The 25,182-nt window shown below is 48.8% G+C and carries 17 protein-coding genes; 14 read left to right on the top strand and 3 right to left on the bottom strand.

Annotation, left to right across the window (positions count from 1 at the left end):
* Nucleotides 1-102: 102 nt before the first annotated feature.
* A complete protein-coding gene (locus BGX12_RS03965; RefSeq protein ID WP_109734791.1) occupies nt 103-2,823 on the top strand; it encodes an Ig-like domain-containing protein in 2,721 nt (906 codons plus the stop codon).
* 249 nt (nt 2,824-3,072) lie between these two features.
* Here BGX12_RS03965 and BGX12_RS03960 read toward each other — a convergent pair whose 3' ends face one another.
* The gene (locus tag BGX12_RS03960; RefSeq protein ID WP_109734790.1) at nt 3,073-4,251 is read right to left on the bottom strand and encodes an acetate/propionate family kinase; all 1,179 of its coding nucleotides are present in this window, start codon (nt 4,249-4,251) and stop codon (nt 3,073-3,075) included.
* Between the two features lie 161 nt (nt 4,252-4,412).
* On the opposite strand from BGX12_RS03960, the gene BGX12_RS03955 reads away from it, so the two are divergent.
* The 7 genes from BGX12_RS03955 (at nt 4,413) to BGX12_RS03925 (ending at nt 11,809) form a co-directional block, all read left to right on the top strand.
* Nucleotides 4,413-4,988 carry a phosphatase PAP2 family protein gene (locus BGX12_RS03955; protein WP_109734789.1) on the top strand — a complete coding sequence of 192 codons (576 nt, stop codon included), beginning with the start codon at nt 4,413-4,415 and terminating at the stop codon, nt 4,986-4,988.
* Nucleotides 4,989-5,033: 45 nt separating this feature from the next.
* Complete coding sequence (locus BGX12_RS03950; RefSeq protein WP_109734788.1) at nt 5,034-5,810, top strand: histidine phosphatase family protein; 777 nt, start codon at nt 5,034-5,036, stop codon at nt 5,808-5,810.
* Nucleotides 5,811-5,867: 57 nt separating this feature from the next.
* Nucleotides 5,868-6,854: an SIR2 family protein gene (locus BGX12_RS03945; RefSeq protein ID WP_111361601.1), complete on the top strand. Its 987-nt coding sequence runs from the start codon at nt 5,868-5,870 to the stop codon at nt 6,852-6,854.
* 117 nt (nt 6,855-6,971) lie between these two features.
* Complete coding sequence (locus BGX12_RS03940) at nt 6,972-8,675, top strand: polysaccharide deacetylase family protein (protein ID WP_158278158.1); 1,704 nt, start codon at nt 6,972-6,974, stop codon at nt 8,673-8,675.
* Nucleotides 8,676-8,879: 204 nt separating this feature from the next.
* Nucleotides 8,880-10,658 carry a carbohydrate-binding protein gene (locus BGX12_RS03935; RefSeq protein WP_109734785.1) on the top strand — a complete coding sequence of 593 codons (1,779 nt, stop codon included), beginning with the start codon at nt 8,880-8,882 and terminating at the stop codon, nt 10,656-10,658.
* Nucleotides 10,659-10,775: 117 nt separating this feature from the next.
* A complete protein-coding gene (locus BGX12_RS03930) occupies nt 10,776-11,282 on the top strand; it encodes a hypothetical protein (RefSeq protein WP_146196242.1) in 507 nt (168 codons plus the stop codon).
* Between the two features lie 41 nt (nt 11,283-11,323).
* Entirely contained in the window at nt 11,324-11,809 is a 486-nt protein-coding gene (locus BGX12_RS03925) for a hypothetical protein (RefSeq protein ID WP_146196241.1), read from the top strand.
* A gap of 156 nt (nt 11,810-11,965) precedes the next feature.
* On the opposite strand, the gene folD is transcribed toward BGX12_RS03925, so the two are convergent.
* Complete coding sequence (gene folD / locus BGX12_RS03920) at nt 11,966-12,811, bottom strand: bifunctional methylenetetrahydrofolate dehydrogenase/methenyltetrahydrofolate cyclohydrolase FolD (RefSeq protein WP_109734782.1); 846 nt, start codon at nt 12,809-12,811, stop codon at nt 11,966-11,968.
* Nucleotides 12,812-12,980: 169 nt separating this feature from the next.
* On the bottom strand, nt 12,981-13,199 hold the full coding sequence (locus BGX12_RS03915) for a hypothetical protein (protein ID WP_109734781.1): 219 nt from the start codon (nt 13,197-13,199) through the stop codon (nt 12,981-12,983).
* Between the two features lie 296 nt (nt 13,200-13,495).
* Between BGX12_RS03915 and BGX12_RS03905 the strand changes: the two genes are divergently transcribed.
* The 6 genes from BGX12_RS03905 (at nt 13,496) to BGX12_RS03880 (ending at nt 25,178) form a co-directional block, all read left to right on the top strand.
* Entirely contained in the window at nt 13,496-14,350 is an 855-nt protein-coding gene (locus BGX12_RS03905; RefSeq protein WP_109734797.1) for an FKBP-type peptidyl-prolyl cis-trans isomerase, read from the top strand.
* A 172-nt stretch (nt 14,351-14,522) separates the two neighbouring features.
* Entirely contained in the window at nt 14,523-15,875 is a 1,353-nt protein-coding gene (argA, locus tag BGX12_RS03900; RefSeq protein WP_109734779.1) for an amino-acid N-acetyltransferase, read from the top strand.
* Between the two features lie 324 nt (nt 15,876-16,199).
* Complete coding sequence (locus tag BGX12_RS03895; protein WP_146196240.1) at nt 16,200-17,618, top strand: hypothetical protein; 1,419 nt, start codon at nt 16,200-16,202, stop codon at nt 17,616-17,618.
* Nucleotides 17,611-19,950, top strand: coding sequence for a hypothetical protein (locus BGX12_RS03890; protein ID WP_109734777.1), 2,340 nt, complete (start codon nt 17,611-17,613; stop codon nt 19,948-19,950). The genes BGX12_RS03895 and BGX12_RS03890 overlap by 8 nt, the downstream gene beginning before the upstream one ends.
* Before the next feature lie 4 nt (nt 19,951-19,954).
* Nucleotides 19,955-22,393 carry a hypothetical protein gene (locus tag BGX12_RS03885; protein WP_109734776.1) on the top strand — a complete coding sequence of 813 codons (2,439 nt, stop codon included), beginning with the start codon at nt 19,955-19,957 and terminating at the stop codon, nt 22,391-22,393.
* Nucleotides 22,394-22,769: 376 nt separating this feature from the next.
* Complete coding sequence (locus BGX12_RS03880) at nt 22,770-25,178, top strand: hypothetical protein (protein ID WP_146196239.1); 2,409 nt, start codon at nt 22,770-22,772, stop codon at nt 25,176-25,178.
* Nucleotides 25,179-25,182 lie beyond the last annotated feature (4 nt).

The following is a 25,182-nucleotide window of genomic DNA, read 5'->3' as shown; positions in this document are numbered from 1 at the left end:
TGTAGATGTAAAGATAGCCTACGAATGGGAATCGGAATCGAGAGAATCATCTAGCAAGGCTGCCTAAATGCTTCCACACATGTTGATGATGCCTCGGTTAATATGAACAAAAAAGTTTGTCTTTTGGCATTTGGCCTGTTGGCCGGTGCAGCATCTGCAGCAACTGCTGTAGTTTGGTCTGACGAGGAAGGCGCAAAGGTTTCTAAGGAACCGGCCTACTTCTATACTTATGCGGACTCTACCGAAGGTGCATGGGTTGATGAAACGGATGTAAACGGTGCTAAGGTCATCGACTTCTTTGCCCCCATGGGTAAGACCAGTGCCAGCGCCGGTTATGGCTTTGGCTGGAAGCAGGACGCTAGCTACAAGGATGTGGCTATCAGTCTTAGCACCTATAAGGGTGTCTGCATGGTTTATGAAGCCAAGCAGCCGTTCCGTGTGGACTTTAAGCAGTCTACCATTACGGACTACAACTATTACGGCTCTGAAATTGCTGCCGCTGCAACTCCCAAGAAGGTGTTTGTTGCTTTTGCTGATTTGAGCCAGGGCTGGAAGTCCTCCACCACTAAGGCCTGGGCTGTTGCTTCCCAGACTGGTGTGCAGTTCAGCTATAAGAACACTCATGCCAATTCCACTAAGGTTGAAGAGAACGAGGTTATTCTTCACAGCTTTACCTTGGCTGATGAATGTGTAACCGCCGCTCCCAACGTAACCGAAGCTTTTGCTGGCTACAACAAGGGTGAAATTGATTTGGCTGAAGGCGATATCCACGAAATGGATATGTCCAAGGTCTTCGAAGATGGCGATGGCGACGATCTGACCATTACGGTTAAGATTGTTAGCGAAAAAAAGTCCGTGGTGCTGGTCGATTCCACCGCATACACTGGCAAGAGCGTCATCCAGTTCACTACTGCCTCTAAGCCGGAAGGCGACGCAACTATTACCCTTACCGCAACGGACCCCACCAAGAAGACCGCTACCTTTAGCTTCACTGTTCATACTTCCGATACCGAAAACCTCCCGGTAGCAAAGAACAGCGCCTTCGAAGTGAAGGAAGATTCTGTCCTTAAGGTGGGCCTGGGCGCCCAGCTGGTCAAGAACTACGGTTTCGATGCCGATGGTGACGAAATCAAGATGATTCTCGTTAGTGAACCGGAACATGGTAAGCTCAGCGATGTCAATCTGGATTACGGTACCTTCACCTACACTCCTAATCCGGATTTCTACGGTAAGGATTCCTTCACCTATAAGTTCGTTGAAACGGGTGACGAAACTCGCGAAAGCGAAAATGAAGGCACCTGCACGATTACGGTGGTCAACGTGAACGACGAACCGGTTGTTGAAGTTCTTGCCAAGACCTTTGTCTATGGCGAAGACGAAAAGACCTTCGGCGACACCCTGGTGGTGGACGAAGATTTTGAACCCTTCACCATTACCGTCCCCAAGGCAAACTTCTCCATTACCGATGCCGATGGCGATGACGACTACAAGGTGGTTGCCAAGAATACTGGCGTGTACAATTCTTCTCTCACTGCAGATGACGATAATTACGTAATCGAAGTTTCCGCAAAGAAGGATTCCAACGGTACCGCTCGTCTGAGCCTGGTGGTGGAAGATCCCAAGACTTCCGTTCCGACTCCGATTGCAGTGATCAAGGTGAACCCGGTTGCTGACCCTGTCACTCCGGTTGCCGATGCCTATAAGGTCTATCAGGATTCTGTTACCAAGGTCGACGCCAAGAAGGGCGTGCTCGCTAACGATCTGAATCCGGATAAGGATACGACTGCTTTTGTGGTCCTTGACTTTGAACCGGAACATGGTAAGCTGACTTTGAATAAGGACGGTTCCTTCACGTATGAAGCGGAATCTGATTTCGAAGGCGAAGATTACTTTACCTATAAGGTGGAAAGCGCCGATGGATCTGTTTCCAAGGCTGTGATGGTTACCTTGGAAGTGCTTTACAAGAACAAGGCTCCCAAGATCGTGGAAGGTGTGCTGGATACCGTGAATGTCCGTCTGGATAGTCTCCGCGAAGATTTCAACATGTTCACCTACAAGAAGGCTGAACTGATTACCTGGTTCACCGATGATTCTACGGATCCTTCCAAGCTGAAGTTCTCTGCAACTTCCAAGGATAGCACTCTTGCTCCTTCCTTCTCCTCTGTAGGTGCCCTGCAGATTAAGTCCGTGAAGGATGTTTGCGGTGATGTTTCCGTGACCCTTACTGCAACTGACGAAAAGGGTGCCTCTGTGGATCTGGAAATTACAGGCAATCTGGAATGCGTCAACGACAAGCCGACTCTGGTGGCCGATACCGCTTACATCGGTGTTGAAGGTGACACTCTGGTCTATGACCTGAACGGCATTGCAACTGACGTGGACGGTGACACCTTGATCTTCAAGGCTGTGGAATCCACTTCCAATGCAGGCTATTTCGAAATGACTCAGGAAGGCAGCACTCTGACTCTGGTCAAGAAGAATATCGCTACCCTGATGGAAGGCATGGAATTCTCCATTACCGTGAAGGTTGCTGACCCCACCATGGCAAATGCTGAATCTCCCACAACCCTCACTGGTAAGCTGATTGTGAAGGTGGGTACTGATCCTAAGACTTCCATCAAGCCGGTGATTGCTTCCGCCAAGATGAACTGGCAGGGTGCTATCAAGGCTACCCGCGGTGTTGCCGCCCTCTTTGACATGCAGGGCCGCGTCATGTGGAAGTCCGCTCTGCCGGTCAGCGAATCCGAAGTTCGCGCCGCTGCTGCAAGCGTTCAGGGCCGCAAGGTTCTCCGCGTAAATCAGCAGACTTTCACTATCAAGTAAGGTAGGTACGCTCGCGAAGCTCGCTTGAGGTTTGAGGTACGCTCGTGCTTTGCACTCGCTTCAGGGGTGAGGTCGTTCGCGTTACGCGGCTCACTTTGAGGTAAGATAATGGTGCCTAACGGCACAAAAAAAGAGACTCCCGAACGGGAGTCTCTTTTGTATTTCGGGGAAGGTGAGAGAATTTACCTCTAGCGACGCAGTCGCGACCTCACCCCTGAGCGCGGAGCCGAAGGCGCAGCGCCCTCACTCCTACTTTACCAGGTCCTCAGTATCGAGAGCGATGAGAAGTTCTTCGTTGGTGGCGACCACCATTGCCTTGGGCGTACCGTCCTTGGAGATGATGTGGCCAGATTCCTTGCCGCTCTTGTTGTTGCGGTCTTCGTCGATCTGGTAACCCAGCAGGGCCAGGTTTTCCATGACGGTCTTACGGACCAGGAAGCTGTTTTCGCCGATGCCGCCGGTGAATACCAGGGCGTCGATGCGGGGCAGTGCCATGGCGATGCCGCCGATTTCACGAGCCAGCTTGTAGCAGAAGGTTTCCAGAGCGATCTGTGCGCCAACGTGGCCTTCGCTTGCTGCCTGGGTCAAGGTACGCATGTCGTTACTGAGGCCGGAGAGACCCAGCAGGCCGGATTCCTTGTTCACCATCTTGTCCAGACGGTCAATGTCGTAGCCATACTTCTTGCTGATGTAGAAGAGAATTGCCGGGTCGATGGAACCGGAGCGGGTTCCCATGATGAGGCCGTCCAGCGGGGTGAAACCCATGGTGGTATCGGCGCACTTGCCGTTGAGGATTGCGGAGCAGCTGGAGCCGTTACCGAGATGTGCGGTAATGAAGCAGCAGTCTTCTGGCTTCTTGCCGAGGATTGCGGCGGCTTCTGCAGTGACGAAACGGTGGCTGGTGCCGTGGAAACCGTAACGGCGGATAGCGTCGGTTTCGTAGAACTTGTAGGGGATGCCGTAGAGGAAGGCCTTACGGGGCATGGTCTGATGGAAGGCGGTGTCGAATACGGCAACCTGCTTGTCCTTGAGGTTCGGGAAGAACTTCATGGCGCATTCCATACCGGTGGCGTGTGCAGGTTCGTGGAGCGGGGCGAACAGCACGATGCTACGGATGTAGTCGATTACATCCTGGGTCACCTTTTCGCTCTTGATGTACTTACCGCCGTGCACCACGCGATGGCCGATGGCCTCGATGGTGTCGGTGAGCTTCTGTTCGTCCAGGAACTTCTTTACCTGGTCCACAGCTTCGGCGTGGGTGGGGCAATCGAAGTTGAAGTCGATCTTACCTTCCGGACCCTTTGCCTTGGTGTGGCCATCGACGCCGATGTTTTCCACAAGGCCGCTGGCGATGGATTCTTTAGTCTTGGTATCGATGACAGCGAACTTCACGGAAGAGCTGCCGCAGTTGAGCACGAGTACACGCATTTTGACCTCTATCTTTTAGTAAAAATCATCGGAAGTAGGAAGTGGGCAAGGCGGTTGGCTTCGGCGGTGCCGAAAGTACTCGTGTTGGGCAGGTCCTGCTTCAACGGTATTGTCGTAAAATTAGGAAAATGGGTCGGAAAAATTTTGTAAATTTGGCGCAAATGTTTAAGAGAATCCAAAAATTTGACGAGATGATTTCCATTTACTGGGCCTGGAACAACAGGCACTTCTCGGAGAAGACCAAACGCTTCCTCAGATCCTATGTGCGTCTGGGGGATGGCTACCTGTGGATTGTCTTTGCCATCATCCTTTTTATCCATATCGGGTGGAGGGCCTTTATTCCCGTTGCCATGGAATCCGGGATTACCATCGGCCTGACTCTGGGTATCTACGAGATCATTAAACTCAATACCAAGCGTCCCCGTCCGTTTTCCGTCCTGGATACGCTGAAGCCCCAGGTTCCTCCTATGGACAAGTACAGCTTCCCTTCTGGCCATACCATGAACAACTTGGCGGTCGCCACCGCGGTGACGGTTGCTGAACCCCGATATGGCTGGATCATGATGCTGTTCCCCCTGAGCTGGGGGCTCCTGCGAGTTTACTTCGGGGTGCACTGGTTTACCGACGTGATCTGCGGATTTATTTTCGGTATTCTCTGCTTCGTAATTACCCATTACCTTATCTGGATTCACCTGGCTGTCCTCCTGCAGGACTTGATTCCTGTTCTGCAATTCTAAAAAGCCGTATTGAACTGTCGTGCTGGACTTCGACCCTAATTAAGAATGTCTAACGTCTACTTGTCCGCTGCAGATTTTTTCAAGACCGTTCGTCCCGGCGAAAAGGTTTTCTTCTTGCTTCGTCATGGCGAACGTGGACATATCCTGCCTGACGATCCTGATCATGGCGCCTTCGTGGGGCTGACTGAAAGAGGTCGCAAGCAGGCCTATCAACTAGGGTGCACTATCGGCTGTCATGCCGACCTGCGTCATGCTGAACTTGTTTCAGCATCGGCAATCTCGCGCCCGTGCCTTCGCTGCGCAAGCGACGTTGCGGCATCGGTTTCTTTCTTCAGCAGTCCTGTGGGTCGCTGTATGGAAACTGCCCGGAACATCGGCCGCGGCATGGGAATTGAGGAGCCGGTTGTGGAACCGCTGCAGCCTCTTGCTGAATTTTTCGTGGAACATTACGATGCCTACATGGAAACTCACAGGACGGGTTTCTATCAGGGGATTTGCCGCTGGCTGGACGGCACCGCAAACGTGCCCGGCTATAAGGACCCTGCTTATTTCCCGCTGGCAAAACGCTCCCAGGAAATGCTGGACCTGATGCTGGAAAAGGGAAAATCCCGCGTGAACATTTTCTGCAGTCATGACGCCTGGATTGTTCCCTGTCTTGCGCACTTTTGCGGATTCAAGTTCACGCCCCAGCTGTGGATGAACTTCTTGTCCGGAATTGCCTTTGTCATCCGTGACGAATCATCCGGCGTCGTCACCAATAGCGTAAGCATTGACCGCATCGTTGCCGTAACGGGCATGGATGACGGAAACATGTACTTCTAGTTTCGAATACTTAAAGACGGCTCGTTCACGGGGGCCGTTTTAGTGTATATTCAGGATATGAGTGAACTGAATAACGCTTATCGTCGAATCTTTGTCCTGGGTTCCGGATTTAGCAAGTCCTTTATGCCCCAGATGCCTACCTTGCGGGATATTAACGAACTGATCCCGTACGGCATTCCCGACGAGTTTCCCCATATTAAGGATTACTGCCTGAAGTTTCTGGAGTTGTGCAACAACCAGAAGGAGTATCTGGGGATCGAGACCTTGGCCACTTCCATTTTGTCCGCACGGATTTTCCCGGGGGAAAGGGAACGCCTGTATCACGCCAGTCTGCGTTTCGAGTTGTTGCGTTTTATCGCCAGCGTTATCCGTCACGACGAGGCATTGGCGCCGGATGCTGCCGCAGTGCTCCGCAAGTTCCTGAAGTCCTGTGTCAACTGTGCGTCGGAGGGGAGCCGCGACACGCTGCTTCTGTCCTTCAATTACGATACCCTGATTGAATCCGCCATCGCAAACGATCCCGAATTGCAGGAGTCCGTCGCGGTGGATTATGGCGTCAAGATCGATCCGGCGGACCGCTCCGCTGTACGTTCCCGCGGGGATCGGACGGTGGACTTGATCAAGCTCCACGGTTCCCTCAATTGGTTCCCGCTGAAAGGCGTCACCGATGAACTGGACTTGCGTAATGTCTGTCAGGTAGAACCTCAGGACCGCAGTTTTCCCATTTATTGTGAAGATACTCCCATCTACATCCCTATGGCGCATGCCAAGGAAAGCTTCCTGAGGGGGAGCCTGTTCAACTTGCTCTGGAGCAAGGCCGATTATTACCTGAAAAATGCCCAGGAGATTTATTTCCTAGGGTACGGTTTCCCGCAAACGGACGTGAATAACCTGGAGTTCCTGCTGAGACATCGTGAACGTTTCAAGAAAGTGGTGGTTTTTGAACCGAAAGACCATCCGGATTTACGCCGTTTGCAGAAACTTCTAGGGGAAAACCTGGTGGAATCTACGGATGCCAGGACTTATTTGTCCAAATTGCCCTAATAATCCGAGACTTTCTTGTTTTTGCGGGCTCTATTGAATAATTGTCAATACTTTGTTACGAAAAATCTTGTCTCATCCTGTCTATAAAAATGTATTTCTAGGATGAGGTGTATGTGTATGAAGAAATCTGCTTCTAGATTTTCTGCCATGTTGGCCTTGGCAGCCGCTTATTCTTTTTCTGCCTGGGCTGGCCCCATTACTACGGTTCCCTGGAATGGCCACGACGGCGCAGTTTCCTTTACTTTTGACGATGGCTATAACCAGCTGGGTGCCATAGGGAATTACCTCAATTCCAATCCGGACGTGAAGGTCACCTTCTTCATTACGGGCGCCATGGGTGCCGGCAGCGGTAATATGAGTGACTATCTGAATATGGCCAAGAACGGTCACGAGATTGGTAACCACTCCAAGAGTCATAAGGATATGACCGGTGGCGTGGACTTGACCGCCGAAACTTCCGGCTGGAAAAGCAGCCTGTTACAGAAGGGCGCACCAGAAGTCTACACCTTTGCAACTCCGTTCTGTGCCAGCAATAACAACGTTGCCAACGCCATCAGCAAGGATCACATAGCAAACCGTAACTGTGCAGGTGCAAAATACTATGGCTGGAGTTCCGAGCCGGAATGGATGAACATCAGTTCCAATTGCTACACCCAGGGTGGTTCCAGCACAGGTAACGCCAAGAACAATATGGGATCCGCAAAAAGCCAGAAAGCCTGGACGGTGCAGTTGAACCATGGCGTTGGCGTTAACGATACTTATGGCATTGCCACTAACGATATGACGTCCATTATGGACGAGGCCAAAAAGCAGGGCTTGTGGATTGCTCCCTTCGGTGTGGTGGCAGCCTACTATCGCGCTCACTTTGCCATTGACAAGGCTACTGCTACTACGACTTCCGATGGCTTCAAGGTGACCTGGACTTCTCCCCATTCCGCCATGCCCAAGTCCGTGCCGCTGCGTGTAAACATCCAGAATGTGGCAGGTCGAGCGGTTTCCCAAAAGGGCAGGGTCATCGCGCCCAATTCCGATGGCACTTATACCATCGACTTCATGGCAATGGAACTGAACGTTACCGGCGAACCTCCCGAAGTAAAACCCTTCAAGGGCGCTATCGAGATTCCGGGAACCATCGAAGGTGAAAACTACGATACCTACGCTTATGAACATGCCAACAGCGGAAGCGATACCACAGGCTACCGCTCCGACGACGCGGGCATCGTGAAGGCGGGAACGGGCTATGCTCTTGGTTATACCACCGTGGATGATTACTTCGAGTATACCTTGGATGTAAAGACTGCCGGCAAGTACAAGGTCTCCGTCAACGGGGCCACCGGTAACGCTGCCGACGGTTCCGTTACCGTTTCTGTGGGAACGCAGAAAGTGAAAGTTGCGGTGGTCGCCCAGGGTGACTGGAATACTTATTCTGAAGTCGACGGCGATGCCGAATTGGATTTGGCCACAGGTAAGCAGACGCTGCGTCTCACCATCGACAACGACAACCTGAACGTGGACTGGATCAAGCTTACTAGCGCTGCTGTAGCGTCTGAATCTTCCAGTTCATCGGAGTTGGTGACGCCTGCCGAAAGTTCCTCCTCCGGTACCGACGCCATTGCAACGGGCTTTCGCTTGAATGTGGGTGCCGGAATGGTAAAATGTTCCGTATTTGATATGAACGGTAACTTGGTAAAGTCTGCAAATGTAGCGGCAGGTTCCGTAGGCGAAATCTGGAGCAACGTGAATGTGGGGCTTCGTGAAGGCGCCTACGTTCTTCGCTACGGTACCGAAAAGTCCGTGCAGTCCATTCGCGTCCGCAAGTAATTGTAAATATTTTCTTTCTCTCTCTCTAAAAAGTTCCCGGGATTTAGTCTCGGGAGCTTTTTTTACGGTTTTTCCCCGCTTTTGATGCATTAGGGTGTTGTAATGACTAACAACGGCAAATCTCAACGGATAGTCCAAATTGGAGGGAATAAATCTATTTATAGGTCAAGGGAGATTGGTTCTCCAATTCTAGGGATATGTGTTATGAAGAATAGTTTTCTTGGTTTCGCCGCCGTAATGGCTTTTGGCTTGGGTTATGCCCAGGCACAGGAAATTGCAACTTGGGCAGGTTTCCGTACTGCTGCCGCAAATTTCACTTTTGACGATGGCGCTCCTAGCCATGTGAGCGATGCGGGTCCTTTGTTCGACAAGTATGGTTACAAGGCCACCTTTAACGTGGTGGTGAACTGGAATCCCAACTGGAGCGGTTTCCAGAATATGGCCAAGAACGGTCATGAAATCGCAAGCCACAGTAACACTCACGGCCAGAACATGTCCGGCGAAGAAGCTTCTTCCAAACAGGCTATCCAAAGCAAGATTACCCAGGACTATGGCTGTCTTGTCGTGGCATACCCCAACTGCAACGTTCCTAACCAGAGCGCCGTGAACCAGAATTACATTGCAGGCCGTATCTGTAACGGTTCCTGGCAGGGCGGCTCCGATATCATGGGCAAGAACGGTCCCAATGATTGGACCAAGGTTTCTGCCATCATGACTGGTTCCGAAGGCTCCGTCAAGAGCACCAACGACTTTACCGGCCAGATGCAGAAGGCTATCCAGCAGGGTGGCTGGGTGGCATTCCTGACCCACGGTTTCTCCGGCAAGAACAACGGTAACGCCACTTATTCTCCCACTGACATCGGAGCCATCGAAGGCGCTCTCCAGTGGGCAAAGCAGAACGATTCCAAGATCTGGGTTACGACCATGCGTAGCACCGTCATGTATGTCAAGGAACGTAACGCTTCAAAGATTGCGGAAAAGTCTTCTTCTGGATCCAGCATCACTTATACCCTTACTCATAACATTGCCGATAACGTTTCCAAGTACGACTATCCGCTGTCCATCCGCGTGAAGAGCAGCTGGTCCAAGGTCTCTGCAACTCAGGGTGGCAAGGCCATCGACGCTTCCATCAAGGACGGCTACATCTACTTTGACGCAGTTCCCAATGGTGGCGACATCGTGCTTAGTTCCGATGGGGCTGCTGTTACTCCGGGTTCCAGCGCTTCTACCGAACCTTCTTCTAGCGCTTCTGCAGAAAGCAAGCCGTTTAAGGGCGCTATCGCAGTTCCGGGCTCCATCGAAGCTGAAAACTACGATGTGGATGCCTTCTACCATTCCAGCGCCGAAAACGAAGCTCCGGATTATCGTACCGATAATGCTGGCGTCGTAAAGGCTGGTACGGGTTATGCCGTGGGCTACACCACCGCAGGTGACTACTTCGAATATACTCTGGATGTAAAGGCCGCTGGCAAGTACAAGGTTTCCGTGAACGGTGCAACCGGTAATGCTTCCGCAGGCTCCGTAACAGTTTCCGTCGGCTCCAGCAGCACTGAAGTCGCAATCAAGGCCCAGGGGGATTGGGACACTTATTCTGAGTCTGAAGGTGACGAAATCACTCTCGCCGCAGGTAAGCAGACGCTGCGCCTCACCATCAACAACGACAACCTGAATGTGGACTGGGTCAAGCTTGAAGGCAATTCTATGAATCCTACTCCCACCTCTTCCAGTGCCGTCGCAGTACCGACTTCTAGCTCTGCTAACGGGACCGATGCCATCACAAGTGAAATTAAGCTGAACGTTGGCGTTGGCATGGTCAAGTGCACCGTATTCGACATGAACGGCAACATGGTCAAGTCCGCAAATGTTTCTGCCGGTTCTTCCATGGATGTCTGGAACCGTGTAAATGGCAGCCTTTCCGCAGGTATGTACATCATGCGCTTCGGTCAGGGCAAGTCCTTGCAGACAGTTCGCGTTCGCAAGTAATAAACGATCTTCTCTCTCTATATCCTCCTATGAAAAACTTCCGGGTTTTAGGACCCGGAAGCTTTTTTATAAGAATTTTTGTAATTTATGCGGGATTTTTTAAAGAAGGTTAAGATTATGAAAAAATTTGCAGTTGCAGCCTTATTTGCGTTGAGCGTATTTGCGCAGAGTTTTGCCACCACATCCGTTTCTGTGGGCACGGGCTTTTCCGGCCGTGGTATGGTGAATGTTGAACAAACATTTATGAATGATCATCTTTCTGTAGGGGCGGGCTGGAATGGCTATTCGGATGATTTCCTGCTTTTAGGTGTTAATGTGGCGTGGCATCCTATGGGCTTTAATGGTCCTTACTTGTATCATTCTTCCCAGTGGGTCCACGGAATGGATAATATCTGGAATAAGCACCACGGACATTACGAAGACCATCCTAACTATTGGCGTCTTATGTTCGGTGCAGGCTTTCAGCAGAGGTTCTTTACTCACTTCGGTGCGTATGCTGAACTGGGCTTCCAGTTTTACGCAGGGCAGGGCGGCTACTACACCAACCTGGACTTGGACCACGCGAACTTGGACAACGATTACATCGAATTACCCATCGGGGTTGGCCTGATGTTCCCGTTCTAAAAAGAGTGCTGCCTGAGCTTCTGTTCTTTGGGGGATTTGTCTTGAAGAAAATTTTGGTTTTGTTGTTTGTCGCGGTAAGTCTGTGCTGTGCACAGCTGATGCCTGCGAGTTCCGCCGGCGTAAAATCCTCTGCACAAACATCTGGTATCTCTAAGACAATGAACGCAAAAGATTCCCTGAAAGCAGTTAAAGTCAAGGCTCCCGTAGATTACAGTATGGCGGTGCCGGCAGAAGGCAAACAGGCTGAATCCCGTAGCCATGCTATGAGTCCGGATGCTATGGGGCCTAATAAGCGGGATCTTTTCTCCATCAAGAATTCTCTTATAGCGACAGGAACTGTGTTTGGGATGGCTGCATTGGCTGTCATGACGGGGACAACATATATTCCTCCCCTGAATATAGGGCCAGTGATTCTCCTAGAGGAGGAAGAGCAGGTTCAAGATGCTGTGAAAAAGGAATTCCTGAGTCCCAAGGAACAGCGTTTGCTGGAAATGCAGAAAACTGAAATGGGATCGTACGAACCATAACGGTACAAATAAAAAAGGCACGGTTTAACGCCGTGCCTTTTTTAGCGATGCTGACCTACGTCAGCATGACTGCTGTAAATTAACCGAGAATGTACTTCGGCGCTTTCAGCGCGAAGTATATCGCCTCGGTAATGCCCGAACGTAAACGTTCTGGCGCTACACTCGGCTCAGATACTTCTCGCCGCTTTCCACGCTCTGGTAGATGAGGGTGTTGATGGTCATGGGGCCAACGCCGCCCGGAACCGGGGTGTATGCGCTGGAAACTTCTTCCATGCCCTTTTCGCAGTCGCCAACGCCACCCGGATGGTAACCGGCATCAACCACAACTGCACCCTGCTTGATCCATTCCTTCTTGATGAATTCCGGCTTGCCGACAGCGCCCACGACGATGTCTGCCTGCTTCACCAGTTCCGGAACGTTGGGAGTCTTGGAGTGGCAAATGGTAACGGTGCAGTTGGCGTTCAGCAGCATCATGGCCATGGGCTTGCCGAGGATTGCGGAGCGGCCAACCACTACGGCGTGCTTGCCGGAGAGTTCGATGTTGTAAGCCTTCAAGAGGCGCATGATGCCCTGCGGGGTAGCGCAGCCATAGGCCTTTTCGCCCATGGACATACGGCCGAAACCGAGGCAGGTCACGCCGTCAACGTCCTTGCGGGCGTCGATAGCTTCGAAAGCGGCACGTTCGTCGATCTGGCGCGGAACCGGGTGCTGCAAGAGGATGCCGTGAACGTCCGGATTGTTGTTCAGTTCCTGGATCTTGGCCAACAGCTGTTCGGTGGTGGTGTCCTGGGGCATGATCACCTTGATGCTTTCCATGCCCACGCGAGCGCAGGCGTTGCCCTTCATCTTCACGTAGGTTGCGGAAGCGGGATCGTCGCCAACGAGAATGGTTGCAAGGATCGGGGTCTTGCCGGTCTTTTCTTTAAGCTTAGCCACGCGTGCGCTGAGTTCTTCTTCGGTAGTCTTGGCAAGAGCCTTGCCATCCAGAACGAGAGCTGCCATATTTATCTCCAGGTTTGATTTTTATGGCCTAAATTTAAAAAATGGACACGGGCTTTTAAATAGTGAAGCAAAAAAATAAAAAGCTCGTAAGGGAATAAAAAAAGCCGCCTTTTACACGGGCGGTTTCATTTTCATTAGATGAAAAAGGCGGAAGTTAACCCGCGATTTCCTAGAAGACTTCCTTGATTGCCGGGACGATGCTGCAGATCAGTACCCAGGGGTAGGAAAGGCTGCCCTTGAGCCAACCAGTCTTGGGGGAGGGGGCCACGAAGACTTCTTCGGAACTGTTCACGGACTGGCTGAGACTTACCTTCAGGCTGTTCAGATCGGAATCGAACTTTTCCTTGTTTGCGGCTGCTTCAGCGACCATGTTCATGAAGTGTTTCATTGTTTTTTCTCCATTTCTCTTTCTTGAGCCCAAAGTTAATAACTTTTGTTTACAAATCAAAGGGCTATTTGGGAGGTTCTTACAAAAATCTTATTTTTCTATGAGCTGAATCACAAATGGCGTTTTTGGGCAAAAAAAGCCGTTTTTCTCTATAGAATTTCCAAAAAAGAGTGGTCTTCTGGCCATTTTTTCGCTATTTTGGGGCTAAAGATGCGTCAAAAAGAGTTCTCCAGGTGTTCTTTTGGGGCGCAAAAACCTATTTTAGGGGCAAAAATTTGACCCCGAAGGATAAAAAAATGGCTATTAAGTTGACAGTCAAGCAGTTAGCTTTGTTTTCCACTCTGGCTCTGACCGGTTTCCTGGTCGCCTGCAGCGGCTCTCCCAAGCCGGCTGTGGAACCTGCGGCCGCTCCCGCGGCCCCTGCGGCTCCCGCCCGCGTTGTTGCCGACATGAACGATCCGGTAAACCGCTATAGCTATGCCCTGGGTATGGATCTGGGTAAGGCTGTGGCCAATATCAATGTCCCGCTGAACATGAAACTGGTGATGGATGCCATTAGCGACCAGGTGGATTCCACCCGCCCTGCATTGCTGACGGATTCCGTCGCTGAATCCGCCCTGCAGGAACTTCTCCTGAAGATGCAGGCCAAGAAGGATGCGGATGCCAAGGCTGCCGCCCAGAAGACTCTGGATGAACAGGCCCAGTTCCTGGCAAAGAACATTATGGACACTACCGTGAAGGTGACTCCCAAGGGAGTCCAGTACAAGATCCTGAAGGATGCCGAAGGTATTTCTCCCAAGGCCGACGACAAGGTGCTGGTCCATTACGTTGGCGCCCTGCTGGATGGTACCGAATTTGACAACAGCGTCAAGCGTGGTGAACCGCAGGAATTCCCCGTAGGTGCGGTCATCGAAGGGTGGCAGGACCTGCTCCAGGTCATGAAGGAAGGCCAGAAGGTGAAGGCCTGGATTCCTAGCGCTCTCGCTTATGGTGAAGAAGGTGTTTCCTCCATCATTCCTGCAAACTCCATGCTGGTCTTTGAAGTGGAACTGCTGAAGGTAAATGTGACCAATCCGGAACCTGCTCCTGAAGCAGCCCCTGCCGAAGCCCCGTCAGAAGCCCCGAAGGCAGAAGCCGCCCCGCAGAAGTAATCAAAATCAAAAACTTTTCAAAGAAGGTGCTGTCCCACGGATGGCACCTTTTTCTTTCCCCTTCCTACTGTCTACTTCCTACTACCTACTACCTACTAATATCCCCCATTTCCCCCTGTCTACTTCCTACTTCCTACTTCCTACTAACATCTCATTATCTATCTTTTTCCCCATGAACCCAAATGATTTTACATCCCAGCATTTTGAAGTTGCAGGTTTCATTCGCGAAGTGTTCGGCTATATGGAACGCTTCAAGGGCCAGCTGTTTGTCCTGAAGATCGAAGACGACCTGATGAGTCACCCGCTTTTCCCGGTGCTCATGCGAGATATCGGACTTCTGCACAAGTCCGGGATTAAGATCATTATCGTGCCCGGCACCCGTAAATCCATTGACGACCAGCTGAAAGCCTGGGGCCTGGAATCCAAGTTCCATGACGGTGTTCGTCTTACTTGCGAAGAGGCCCTGCCCCATGTGGAACAGGCTTCCTTGGGTGCCGCCCAGCATATCATGAGCCACTTGACAGCTAGCGGCCTCCGTGGTATTCAGGGCAACTGGATTTTGGCCCGCAGCATGGGTGTGGTGAACGGTGTGGACTATATGCGCACCGGCCGCATCGAACGAATTCAGAAGGATATCCTGGAACAGCTGCTGGATGAGAATTTCGTGCCTATCATTCCGCCTATCGGCTGGAACAAGATCGGCCACGCCTATAACATCAGTTCCACGGAACTTGCCACTGAACTTTGCAAGTACATGAAGGTGGGCAAGCTGTTCTTCATCGGTAACCAGGACGGTATCAAGCTGGAAGGCCTGGTGACGGGCAAGAACACCAAGTACCTGGAACCGACAGACAACGGCCTGATTTCCGCTATGGATGTGGACCAGGCCCAGGAACTTCTGGAACTGAATTCCGACACGCTGAACTTTGCCCAGATGGACTACCTGATGAACGCCATTCACGCCTGCAAGGCGGGTGCCAACCGTGTGCATTTGCTTAGCGGTGAATTCCAGGGTAGCCTGCTTCAGGAAGTGTTCTCCGCCCGCGGTGACGGTACCATGGTGTACGCCAACCAGTACTCCAGTATCAGGCCTGCCAACATGGAAGACATTCCCGATATCCTGCGCATTATGCAGGACTACATCGACCAGGGCTTCCTTGTGGCGAGAACTCAGGAAAGCATTTCCGAAAAGCTCAAGGACTATGTGGTGTACAGCATCGATAACAGCATTCACGGCTGCGGCGCCCTTCACGAGTTCGAGGACGGCATGGCGGAAATCGCAGGCATCGCTGTCAGCGCCAACTACCGCAAGTCCGGCATCGGCGATGCTATCGTGCGTCACTTGATTGACGTGGGTCGCATGAAGGGCTACAAGAAGTTGTTCCTATTGACTACCCAGGCTCTGGACTGGTTCTACCATTTCGGCTTCGTGGATGGTACCATCGAGCAGTTGCCCAAGACCAAGCGCGACCATTACAACTATAGCCGCAAATCCCGCGTGCTCATGCTTCCGCTGGAAAAGTAACGTACCTTTGGTACGTCATCCTGAACGAAGTGAAGGATCCAGCCCTGCGAATCAACGCGTCATCCTGAAATTTCTTTATCTCATCGTCTGGTCTCGGCCAGACGTTTGTTTTGATGGATTGAAAATTATATTTTTGATACAAGAACTTAATTGTTCAGGGGTGAAGAGATGAAACTGTATTTTAGATCGTTCGTAATTTTTTTAGTGGCTCTGTCCCTATCGTTCCTTTTTTCATCCTGTTCCGATGAAGAAAGTGGAACAGTTGTAGGAAGCTATACTTCTGATGGGAGGTTGTTTTCCCCCAATACGGTGCAAGTTGAAGTCATGCTTCCGTATTTAAAAGATCTAAAGGTAAAGGTTGTTCGCCTGAATTACGGTTTTGAACCTATGGACACCTTGGAGGCTAAATCTTCTCGCGAGTATCCGGAGGAACACAGCTCTTATTTCCAGACGGATAATGTGGATTTCTCATCGCCGTACGTACGGATTGTCGTGACGGGGGAAATTGAAAGTCAAAAGCAGGAAGTGACTTTTGAAAATCTCTTGGACATTTCAAGAACTAATTATCTTGTGGTGGACTTTTTTGCTGCAGTTGCGTCACTCCGTGTAGAAAAATTAATGAAGAGCGGCGTTTCGTGGGCTGATGCTTTCGAGCGGACGAAATCGCGGATGGCTCAGCAAGTGAAACCTCTGAGTTTGGACATGGATTGGGGTTTTATTCTGTGTGAAGGCTTTGTTTCGGATTCTGCCTATTACAGGAATTTTTTGGAATTGCGCGATGAGCTCGCCAAGGATTCCCTTGATTTTTCCACATTGCAGGTCCGTGCGGCAGATGCCATGCTTGAACGGTATGTGGGTTTTAAATGGACGGGTGAATTGCCTTATACCCTTTGGTCTGACGTAAGCTTTGACTTTATGAAGAACGTCTACAATTTCAAGACCTGCAATTATGAATCTAAGGGAACCTACGATACCGTTAAGGTTTCAAAAAGCAAGTTTGCGGGAACGGTTCTGATGTGTGACGCATTTGAGCTGAATTATTCCTACGAAATAAAATATGGCTATCGAAATATTCTTGAAAGAGAAAATGAACTGGCGGTCTGTTTGTATTCCGGCGTGGTTCAGGATACCTTGCTGGTAGGTGACTCCGTCTATTATTGCAGAAAGGGCGAGTGGGAATTGGAGAAGGACAAGAAGGTCGCTGATGGGGTCAGGTACAACCGCATCTTGAATGAAACTTATGGCGGTTGCGGTGATAGTGTTCGGCATGGTATTCTTCGCTTTTATAATGACACCCTGTTTAGATGTCTGGGAAAATACGGAACAGATGGTTATCGTCGAATCTGGTCTTTTGATTCTTCTGATGTAGCTTACTACGAAACGCCAGAGGGCATGAAGTCGGACTCCTACAAGGATGCACGAGCTGCCTTGGAAAATGGAACTTGCAATAAATCACGAGAAGGCGAGAAAATCAAGCTGACGGAAGATGAATTCTTTATTTGCAAATCCATGGCGTTGCTATTGGGAGGAGAATGGTCCAATGGATGGTCTCCTATAAATAGAATTGACTATTACGCGGGAACTTGCAATGAGGATAATATAGGACGTTCCGTGGATGTCCCTACGGATTCAACGACGTTGAGTCTAGTCTGCGACTATCAGCCGCCTCTGGACGTGGCCTACAATAAGTTGAATAACTATGGATGGGTGCCCCTGGAATGGTACCTGAAAGAACATGAATAAGAATATTTTTGCAATACTTGCTTTTTTAGCTGCACTACTTTTAGGGGCTTGTTCGGAGGGAACCGAAGAGGTTGTTGCCGGCTACAATAAGGATGGCATCAAGTATTCTCCTAACTCGCTGAATTTTACCGTATCCATGTATGAAAATTTGGATGCGGTTCAGATAAAAGTGATTCAACTGGACCATGGCTATGATCCTGTGGATACGGTGTCTGCGGGTCGGGATGAAAATGATGACGAATCAAGATTCGTAACGGATACATTGGAATTTCCCTCGCCCTATGTGAAGGTATTGTTGTCCATTGATGGTGATGTCAAGATGGACTTTGAGTACTACATGGATATTGCCAGGAGCAGCCGCAAACGCCTGAATCTTGTCGAGGCTATCGCTGTAGATCGCATTGAGCACTTGATGTTCGACAAGAAAAAATCTTTGTATGTGGCAGTAGATTCTGCGGTCGGTGAAGTACAAAATGCATTTGACAGTAAGGCGTCGAATGACCCCGTATTTCTCTACTGTAGGTTTGAACCTTCGGATTCCGTATTCTACGGTGATTTCATTGAACTGAAAAAAAGTTTTGCATTGGAACCGGAGATTCCTCATGAATTTTTAGTCCGTACTGCAGATGATTTACTGAAGCATTTTAATGGCTTGGAATGGACCGGTACTCGCCGGGCTGGTTCTGATGAATGGCGTGAAGATGCATTCCGCCTTGTGAAAGAGGCTTATTCTCTTGGTGCTGCAGGAAAAGGAAATATAACGACCATCAAGGACTCCCACAGCGAATTCCGTGGAGACACTCTTGTTTGCGATCAGTCTGCTGGACGTGACGGCATGATATGGGTGTGGCATCGTGTTTCTGATGATGAAGAAAAAAGTGGAGATACCGTATCCGTGGACAGTGTGCTGTTCGAATGCGATGGTAAGCAATGTGAAACGGTAACGATTGAAGATCATTACAAGGAGGGATGCAACGAAGGAAAGACTGGTCAAATGTTGAAGTTACCCAAGGCCTCTACTATGGAGTATTTCATTTGCGCCTTTGATTCCACTAAGGATGTTTATGCCTGGGATACCCTTAAAGTCTGGGAATACTATGGAGACGTTTGTAATGACAGTTCCTATTTAAAGGTGACTCAACGGGATGGCTTATCCTACCTGTGTCAGAAAGATGGGACCATGAAAATCCTGAAGGAAGATCAGCTGATTCCGCCCGTATTGAATATGGATACCTGTGATGTTGGAAATGAACTTGTAAAATACGATGATGTCTATTATGTGTGTGATAAGAACTCCATGACATGGCGAAAAGCTGAAAGTGTGGATCTTTCGCCACCTGCCCTGCAGGGATTGTATTGCAATGGCAAGAATTATAGGGAAGTCTTGAAACTTGATGATAAGTATTACTACTGCTATTCGTACGGTTGGGGAGAGGCTTCTATCGCGGACGTAGAAAACTTCCTGATGAAACAAAAGAACAAGGATTACTGTGCCAATGGTCTTGTGGGAACCTCCATATTGTTGACGGATTCTCTGAAGAGATCCTATGGTTGTCGGACCAATGTTAATGGTCCTGATACTATCGGAACTTATGGGTTTTTCTATGGAACGTATGATTCTCGATTGGCTGGTGGAATCTTTACAGAGGATACCCTCTATCAGGTGAAAATCAATAATTTTACCTATGTGTTTACGATGCCGTCAGGGGGATTCCTGTATCCGTCAAAAGTCTATGACGGTGAAGTTTTACCAGAGAACTACAAGTATGATGCTTTTTCCAATGACAATGTGCTGTACTTGCACAGCAAACGTTCCGAGAACAACGTTGCTCTGGAAACCATTGAGAATAAGTCCGAAAGTTTCGACGCCTTCTATTTTAACTGGCTGGGTAAAGTTCGAAAATCTATCGTCTGTAACGGCACTCTCGTGACCGTATCCCTTGCATCTGCAGAAACCATGTGGTATACGGATGACAGCTATATGACATGGGAGCAGGCAAGGAATTATTGTCCCAAGGGTTATCATATTCCCGATACCTCTGAATGGAATTCCACGGCTGGGCTGAAATATAAGGCCACGGCGTTGAATCGCGAATATCGAAACGATACTCCCTTGAAGTTGACTTATGATGTGATTGGAAAGTGGTATGATTGCTCTTATTATCCAACCCGCTATTACGATATTTTCTGGAGTAGTACTGAAAAAGATTCCGAGAGCCAGTATTGCCTCGAATATGGATGGACTTCTGTAAAAGGTGAGTTGTCCCGACGGATAATATCATGCCCCAAGGACCTATATCCCATGGTACAGACTATGTGTGTGGAGGATTAAGGACATGAAGAATTTGGTTGTCATTTTACTCGCTGCGCTTTTCATGGCCGGCTGCTTCTTAGAAAGTAGCTCCGGAGTTGAAGAAGTTGTCTTGGAGCGCTTTAACGAAGAAGGCGTCCGATATTCACCAGGCTCCTATCGTGGAAAGGTGAAGTTTTCCTTACCCTATAGGACCGTGAAGAAAGCGAAAATCGTTTCTCTGGATTATGGCTTGACCCCCAAGGACACTTTTGATGCTGAAATAGGCGGGTATGGTAATTCAATTAGTGTTTCCTTCAGTAACAAGGAGTTGGGTTCTCCCTATGTGGAAGTCCATCTGTTTGTTGATATGGAAAAATCCAGTAAGATGATGGAGTTTACCCACTATGTGGATATTACAAATGAGGATGATCCAGAACTTAATCTTCTCAGTGCAATTTCTGCGGAAAGAATTGAACGACTGTATAAGGAAAGTAAGGGTAGATTGAAGGACGTCCGAAGGGATGTCCTGGAAGAAATGGAAAAGGTGTTTGCCCTTAACGGTAAACTTTATAATCCTTCCTTATTCAGTGCCCTGAAAAATCAGGCGGATGACAATGCCTATCTCTATTGTCTTTGGGAAGCTCCTGATTCTGTATTCTACGATGAGTTCAAAAAATTAAGGCATTATCTCAGGAATCATGATTGCTTAAGTGATTCCATCAAGATTCGTATTGCCGATGAAATATATGATTTGTCTCGTCAAGGAAGCTTGCGATATAAGGATCCTGAAATGGCTTTTTATCAGGCTGGCTATCAGCTCCCCTTGGATACGCTCCTCAATCCTCACAAGGGAAGCGTTGTTTTCATTGACGCAAAAGAGGGAAAATTTTATGGGGAAACCTGGATTTATGATGAAGGCTGGCGAACGGTTTCCTCGCTGGAAAAATCCATTGGGGTGTGCTATAAGCTTGATGTGTCCTATGCACAAACTGACGGAAAATATTACAAGTGTAATGTGGGTTCTAGTACATGGATGGAAATAGGCGTTAGTGAATGGCTTACGACGGCGATGGGAAAATGTGAAAGAAATACAGAACGTATTAGATCTTCCAATGGTGTAGATTATCTATGCCATAATGAAACCTGGATGGATTCCTTCACGAAATCGGATTTGACCTATTGGGCAAGCCTTGAGGAAGCGGAAATTGAAAATCGGGCTACTACAGAATTTGGCCCTTGTTCCATGGATTTGTTTCCGGACAACAAGAGAATTTTAGAAGATTCCATTTTTGTGGGCTGTACTGAAATGCAAACGAAGGTTTCCAATACCCGGTGGACTGTATGGCATCGCATCAGCTATGAAGAATATTACTTGCCCAGCAGCGGCAAGGAGGATGAATATGCGGAACTTCCGGATGGAAGATTCTATGTACGCACCAAAACAAATGGTTGCTTGCCGGTTTTAAATTGCTGGCAAGAAATCCAGGCTCCTCAATATTATAATCATTCATGTATGGGTGCTAACCCGGGCGAAATAGTGCATTATGAAGTGAACGGGGGAGACCAGTATTTTCTCTGCGAGGCCTTTGGACTGACTATGGGATCGTATGGGAAATGGCGTCGTATTCCCGATGAGGATGTTCTGCCGCCTGTGAAGGATGAACAAACGTGCTTTTTGCTGTATACCCTAAAAAAATACGATGATATTTTCTATGTGTGCCTGGAAGACGGCGATACTCGTAATTGGAAGGTTGCTCCCGATAGTCTTGTGATGCCGCCGGATTCTATAGGACATTTCTGTACAAACAGTATTCAGGATTCTGTGGAAAAATTTGGTGATGACTATTATGTTTGCAGAAATCGCCGATGGCGTAAGATGTCCGCGGAAGAGATTGTAAATGGAATTCCCTGCACTAGCAAGACAAGGGATGTCCTCGAATTGCAGGACGGCGTCTATTACTTGTGCTCCTCTCGGGGCTGGCGAGAAACCGAAGAAAACGAAGTTCTTGAGGGTGCTCGTTGTTTTGATCAAGTTGTGGATGATGTCAACAAGTTGGACGATGTCTACTATGTATGTGACGGTCGCAATATGAGATGGCGCGCATTGAATGAAAACGAAGTGATTGATGGAAAGGTCTGTAATTACGGAAACCAAAGTGTAAAAGAACAGATTATCTCTAAGGGATCCGACTTCTATATGTGTGATTATCGTAATGGCTGGCGTAAAATGGATGCGGATGAGTTTATCGATGGCTTAGCTTGCGTTGCGGTAAACGTTGATTCTGTTAGACAGTTGAATGATGATTACTATGTATGTGATGGACGTAATTATAAGTGGCGAATTCTGGAGGATGTAGAAATCAAGAATGGTGTTGCCTGCAATCATGGAAACTTTAGGATGAATGGCAAAGAAATCATTGTGGATGGCGTTCATTATAAGTGTGATTATCAACTTGGCTGGCGAGAAATGACGGCTGATTAAATGAGAGGTTCTGTAGTTTATGATTAGGACGTTTTTTTTAATTATGCTCTTGTTATTCGGGCTTTGTCTTATCTCTTGTTCGGAAGGGGAGGAGACGGTTATCGCCCGCTTTGATGAAAATGGAACGGCATTTTCTCCTGCGATTGTGCAGGGGGCTGTAGAATATGCAAGCACGATGACTCCAACGGGCGTACGTCTAGTGCTGTTAAACAGTGACCTGGATTCCATTGATATGATAGAATTGCCCGTAAAGGGAGGTATAATCTCTATAGGAGGAGTGGGGAGTTCCTATAGCTATTCTTTCCGTTCGGAGCCCCTGTATTTGGAATCCCCTTTAGTGAAGGTGGTTTCCATTTTTTCTGAGGATGGGGTAGATATGGAATTTTGTCAGTATCTGAACGTCGTCGGCGGATATGCTCAGCTTCAGCATTTGGTAGGTGCACTAGCTTTTGAACGGGAAACCTATCTGATGAAAAAGGAAGGATTCAAGTATGAGGATGCGAAAACTCTTGCGGAATCGGAATTGAAAGCCGCGTTCGGGATGGTTTATGGTTCTACCGTCGATCCTCTGCTGCCCTATTTCTATTGCCGCTATTTTGAATCCGATTCTGTATTCTACAGCGATTTTGAAGAATTGAAGAAACGTTATCAAAAGGGTGAATTGCTGGACTCCGCCATAAAGCTCCATGTGGCCGATGACGCCCTCCGTTTCCAGATGAAAATTTCCGATTCTGGCGATGACTATAAGATGAGTGCCCGTGATAGCTTGATGGATAAGATCACTGACACTTATGCAATTCTATGGGATGAAGTGTATGGAACTCACATGTATCGGAATTCGGATTCCATCGGGTCTCTTCAGACAGTTCAGAACGAGAAAAGCGATTTTGATGGTAGACATTTCTTGCGGGATGGCCATAAAGAAAGGTATATTTCCTCCCTATCCTGGACCATGTGGCGCCTGGTCTCTCCTCTGGAAGATTCCATAGGTATATGTCTGTATGACAGCTCTCATATCAAGCAGTATAAGGATGATTACTATGTTTGCGCCAAGGATTCGTACATCTGGCAAAAGACCAGCGAAAGAGATACTATCCTAAGCTATCTCTACGGTGTATGCGATCGCCATAGCAATACCTCCAGAGTACGCGTCTATCAGGATACCATGTACCATTGCCACTGCGAATCGGATGCTCATTGCGGCTGGACGGAATATGAACCTACGACGGATTCGTCCAATTCAACTGCCCTCCGCGAGGAATTTGTGGCTAGAGCGGTTTATGCCTTTGGAGAATGCGAGATTGGCTCCGAGAATGAAGGCAAGAAGTTCCAGCTGGACGATTCTACTTATGTTCGTTGCAACAGCACTTGGGGTATGTGGGAATCCATCAGTTACGAAGAATTCTGGATGCCCAGTGACGCTACGGTTGGTCAGGTGGGGGTTCTTCCCGACGGAAGGTACGTGAAGTATGAAGGTTATTCCAAATGGAAGGTGGTTGATCCTCCGGAGTATTACGGGAATGTCTGTAATTCAAGCCATGGCAGAGAAGTTGTATTCTGCGATAGCACTTATTACATGTGCATACCGGGCTGTTCTGGAAATTGCTGGAGTGGTTATGGGGACTGGAAAGTCCTTTCCGAGGAAGAAGCTAACCCGCCCACCATCCAGAATATTCGCTGTGACGGGTACTATTCCGGTCTGATGAGACAGTATGACAGTACGGTGTATGTCTGCGCAGATTCCGTATGGATTGTGGCTCCCGACAGTCTCCTGACATCTCCCGTAAAGGATGGACATCTCTGCAATGCGGAATTTCATGATTCCACCCTGATTTATGACGATGGATATTTTCAGTGTGATACTGCGGCCCATTGGAGCTGGAAAATGTATACCGCTCAGCAGGAGGCTGCCTATGATGTTGCCTTGAAAGCGGGTAAATGTAGCGAGACGGTGGGAACATCCGTTTATTTAAGTGATAAGGTAGAAGGTGTAATTGGTTGTTCAAGCTGGGGCTGGAAAGAAATGAAACTTCCCATTTCTCCTTACCAGTTCCCGGAGGAATTGATCCAGGAACTGCCCAAGGGAAAATTCATTAGCAACAATACCTATCAGGTGGATATTGGGGAGATGACCTATCTCCTGAAAACCGATGGATCGAATTTGCTGAATTACAGGATGATAATAGGGGAGACGGAATATGGATCCTATTTTTATAACAATCATCTGTTTGTACATGCCCTGAAGGGTTCCGATAAGGTTAAAGTCGACTTGACTAACACAACGGAGAAAAGTGAAAGCTTTGACGATTTTTACGCTCAATGGAAGACCCGTGTTCGTGAGACGAGCCAATGCGGCGAACGCAATGAAGCTCAAATGTGGTATTTGGCGATTTATGATTTTTCTCCAGAATCCTACGTGACCTGGGAGAAGGCTAGTACCTTCTGTCCTGCGGGTTTCCATGTTCCCAGTTCCGAGGAATTCATGTTGGAGGATTACTTGCGTTATATGGGAGATCATAACACCACAGATGGAACCGTCCTTGGTTATTCTCAGAACAGAAATGATAATCCCATTACGGTTGGCCGAGGAGATCTGTATAATGATTGCCGTTCTGTGGTCAATATGTATTACAACATCTTCTGGACCAGCGACGAAAAGGATGAAACAACCCACTACTGTGCAGAGCAGGCTAATCGCACAGATGATGAATATTTCAAGATGCAGATTGTAGAATGCCCCAAGGATTTGTTCCCCATGGTGCAGGTTGTGTGCGTGAAGGATTAGTAGT

The organism is Fibrobacter sp. UWR4, from assembly GCF_003149045.1.
In the GTDB taxonomy this organism is placed as follows: Bacteria; Fibrobacterota; Fibrobacteria; order Fibrobacterales; family Fibrobacteraceae; genus Fibrobacter.
Note: the sequence above shows the minus strand (reverse complement) of the source record. Positions and strands in the feature narration are given on the sequence as shown.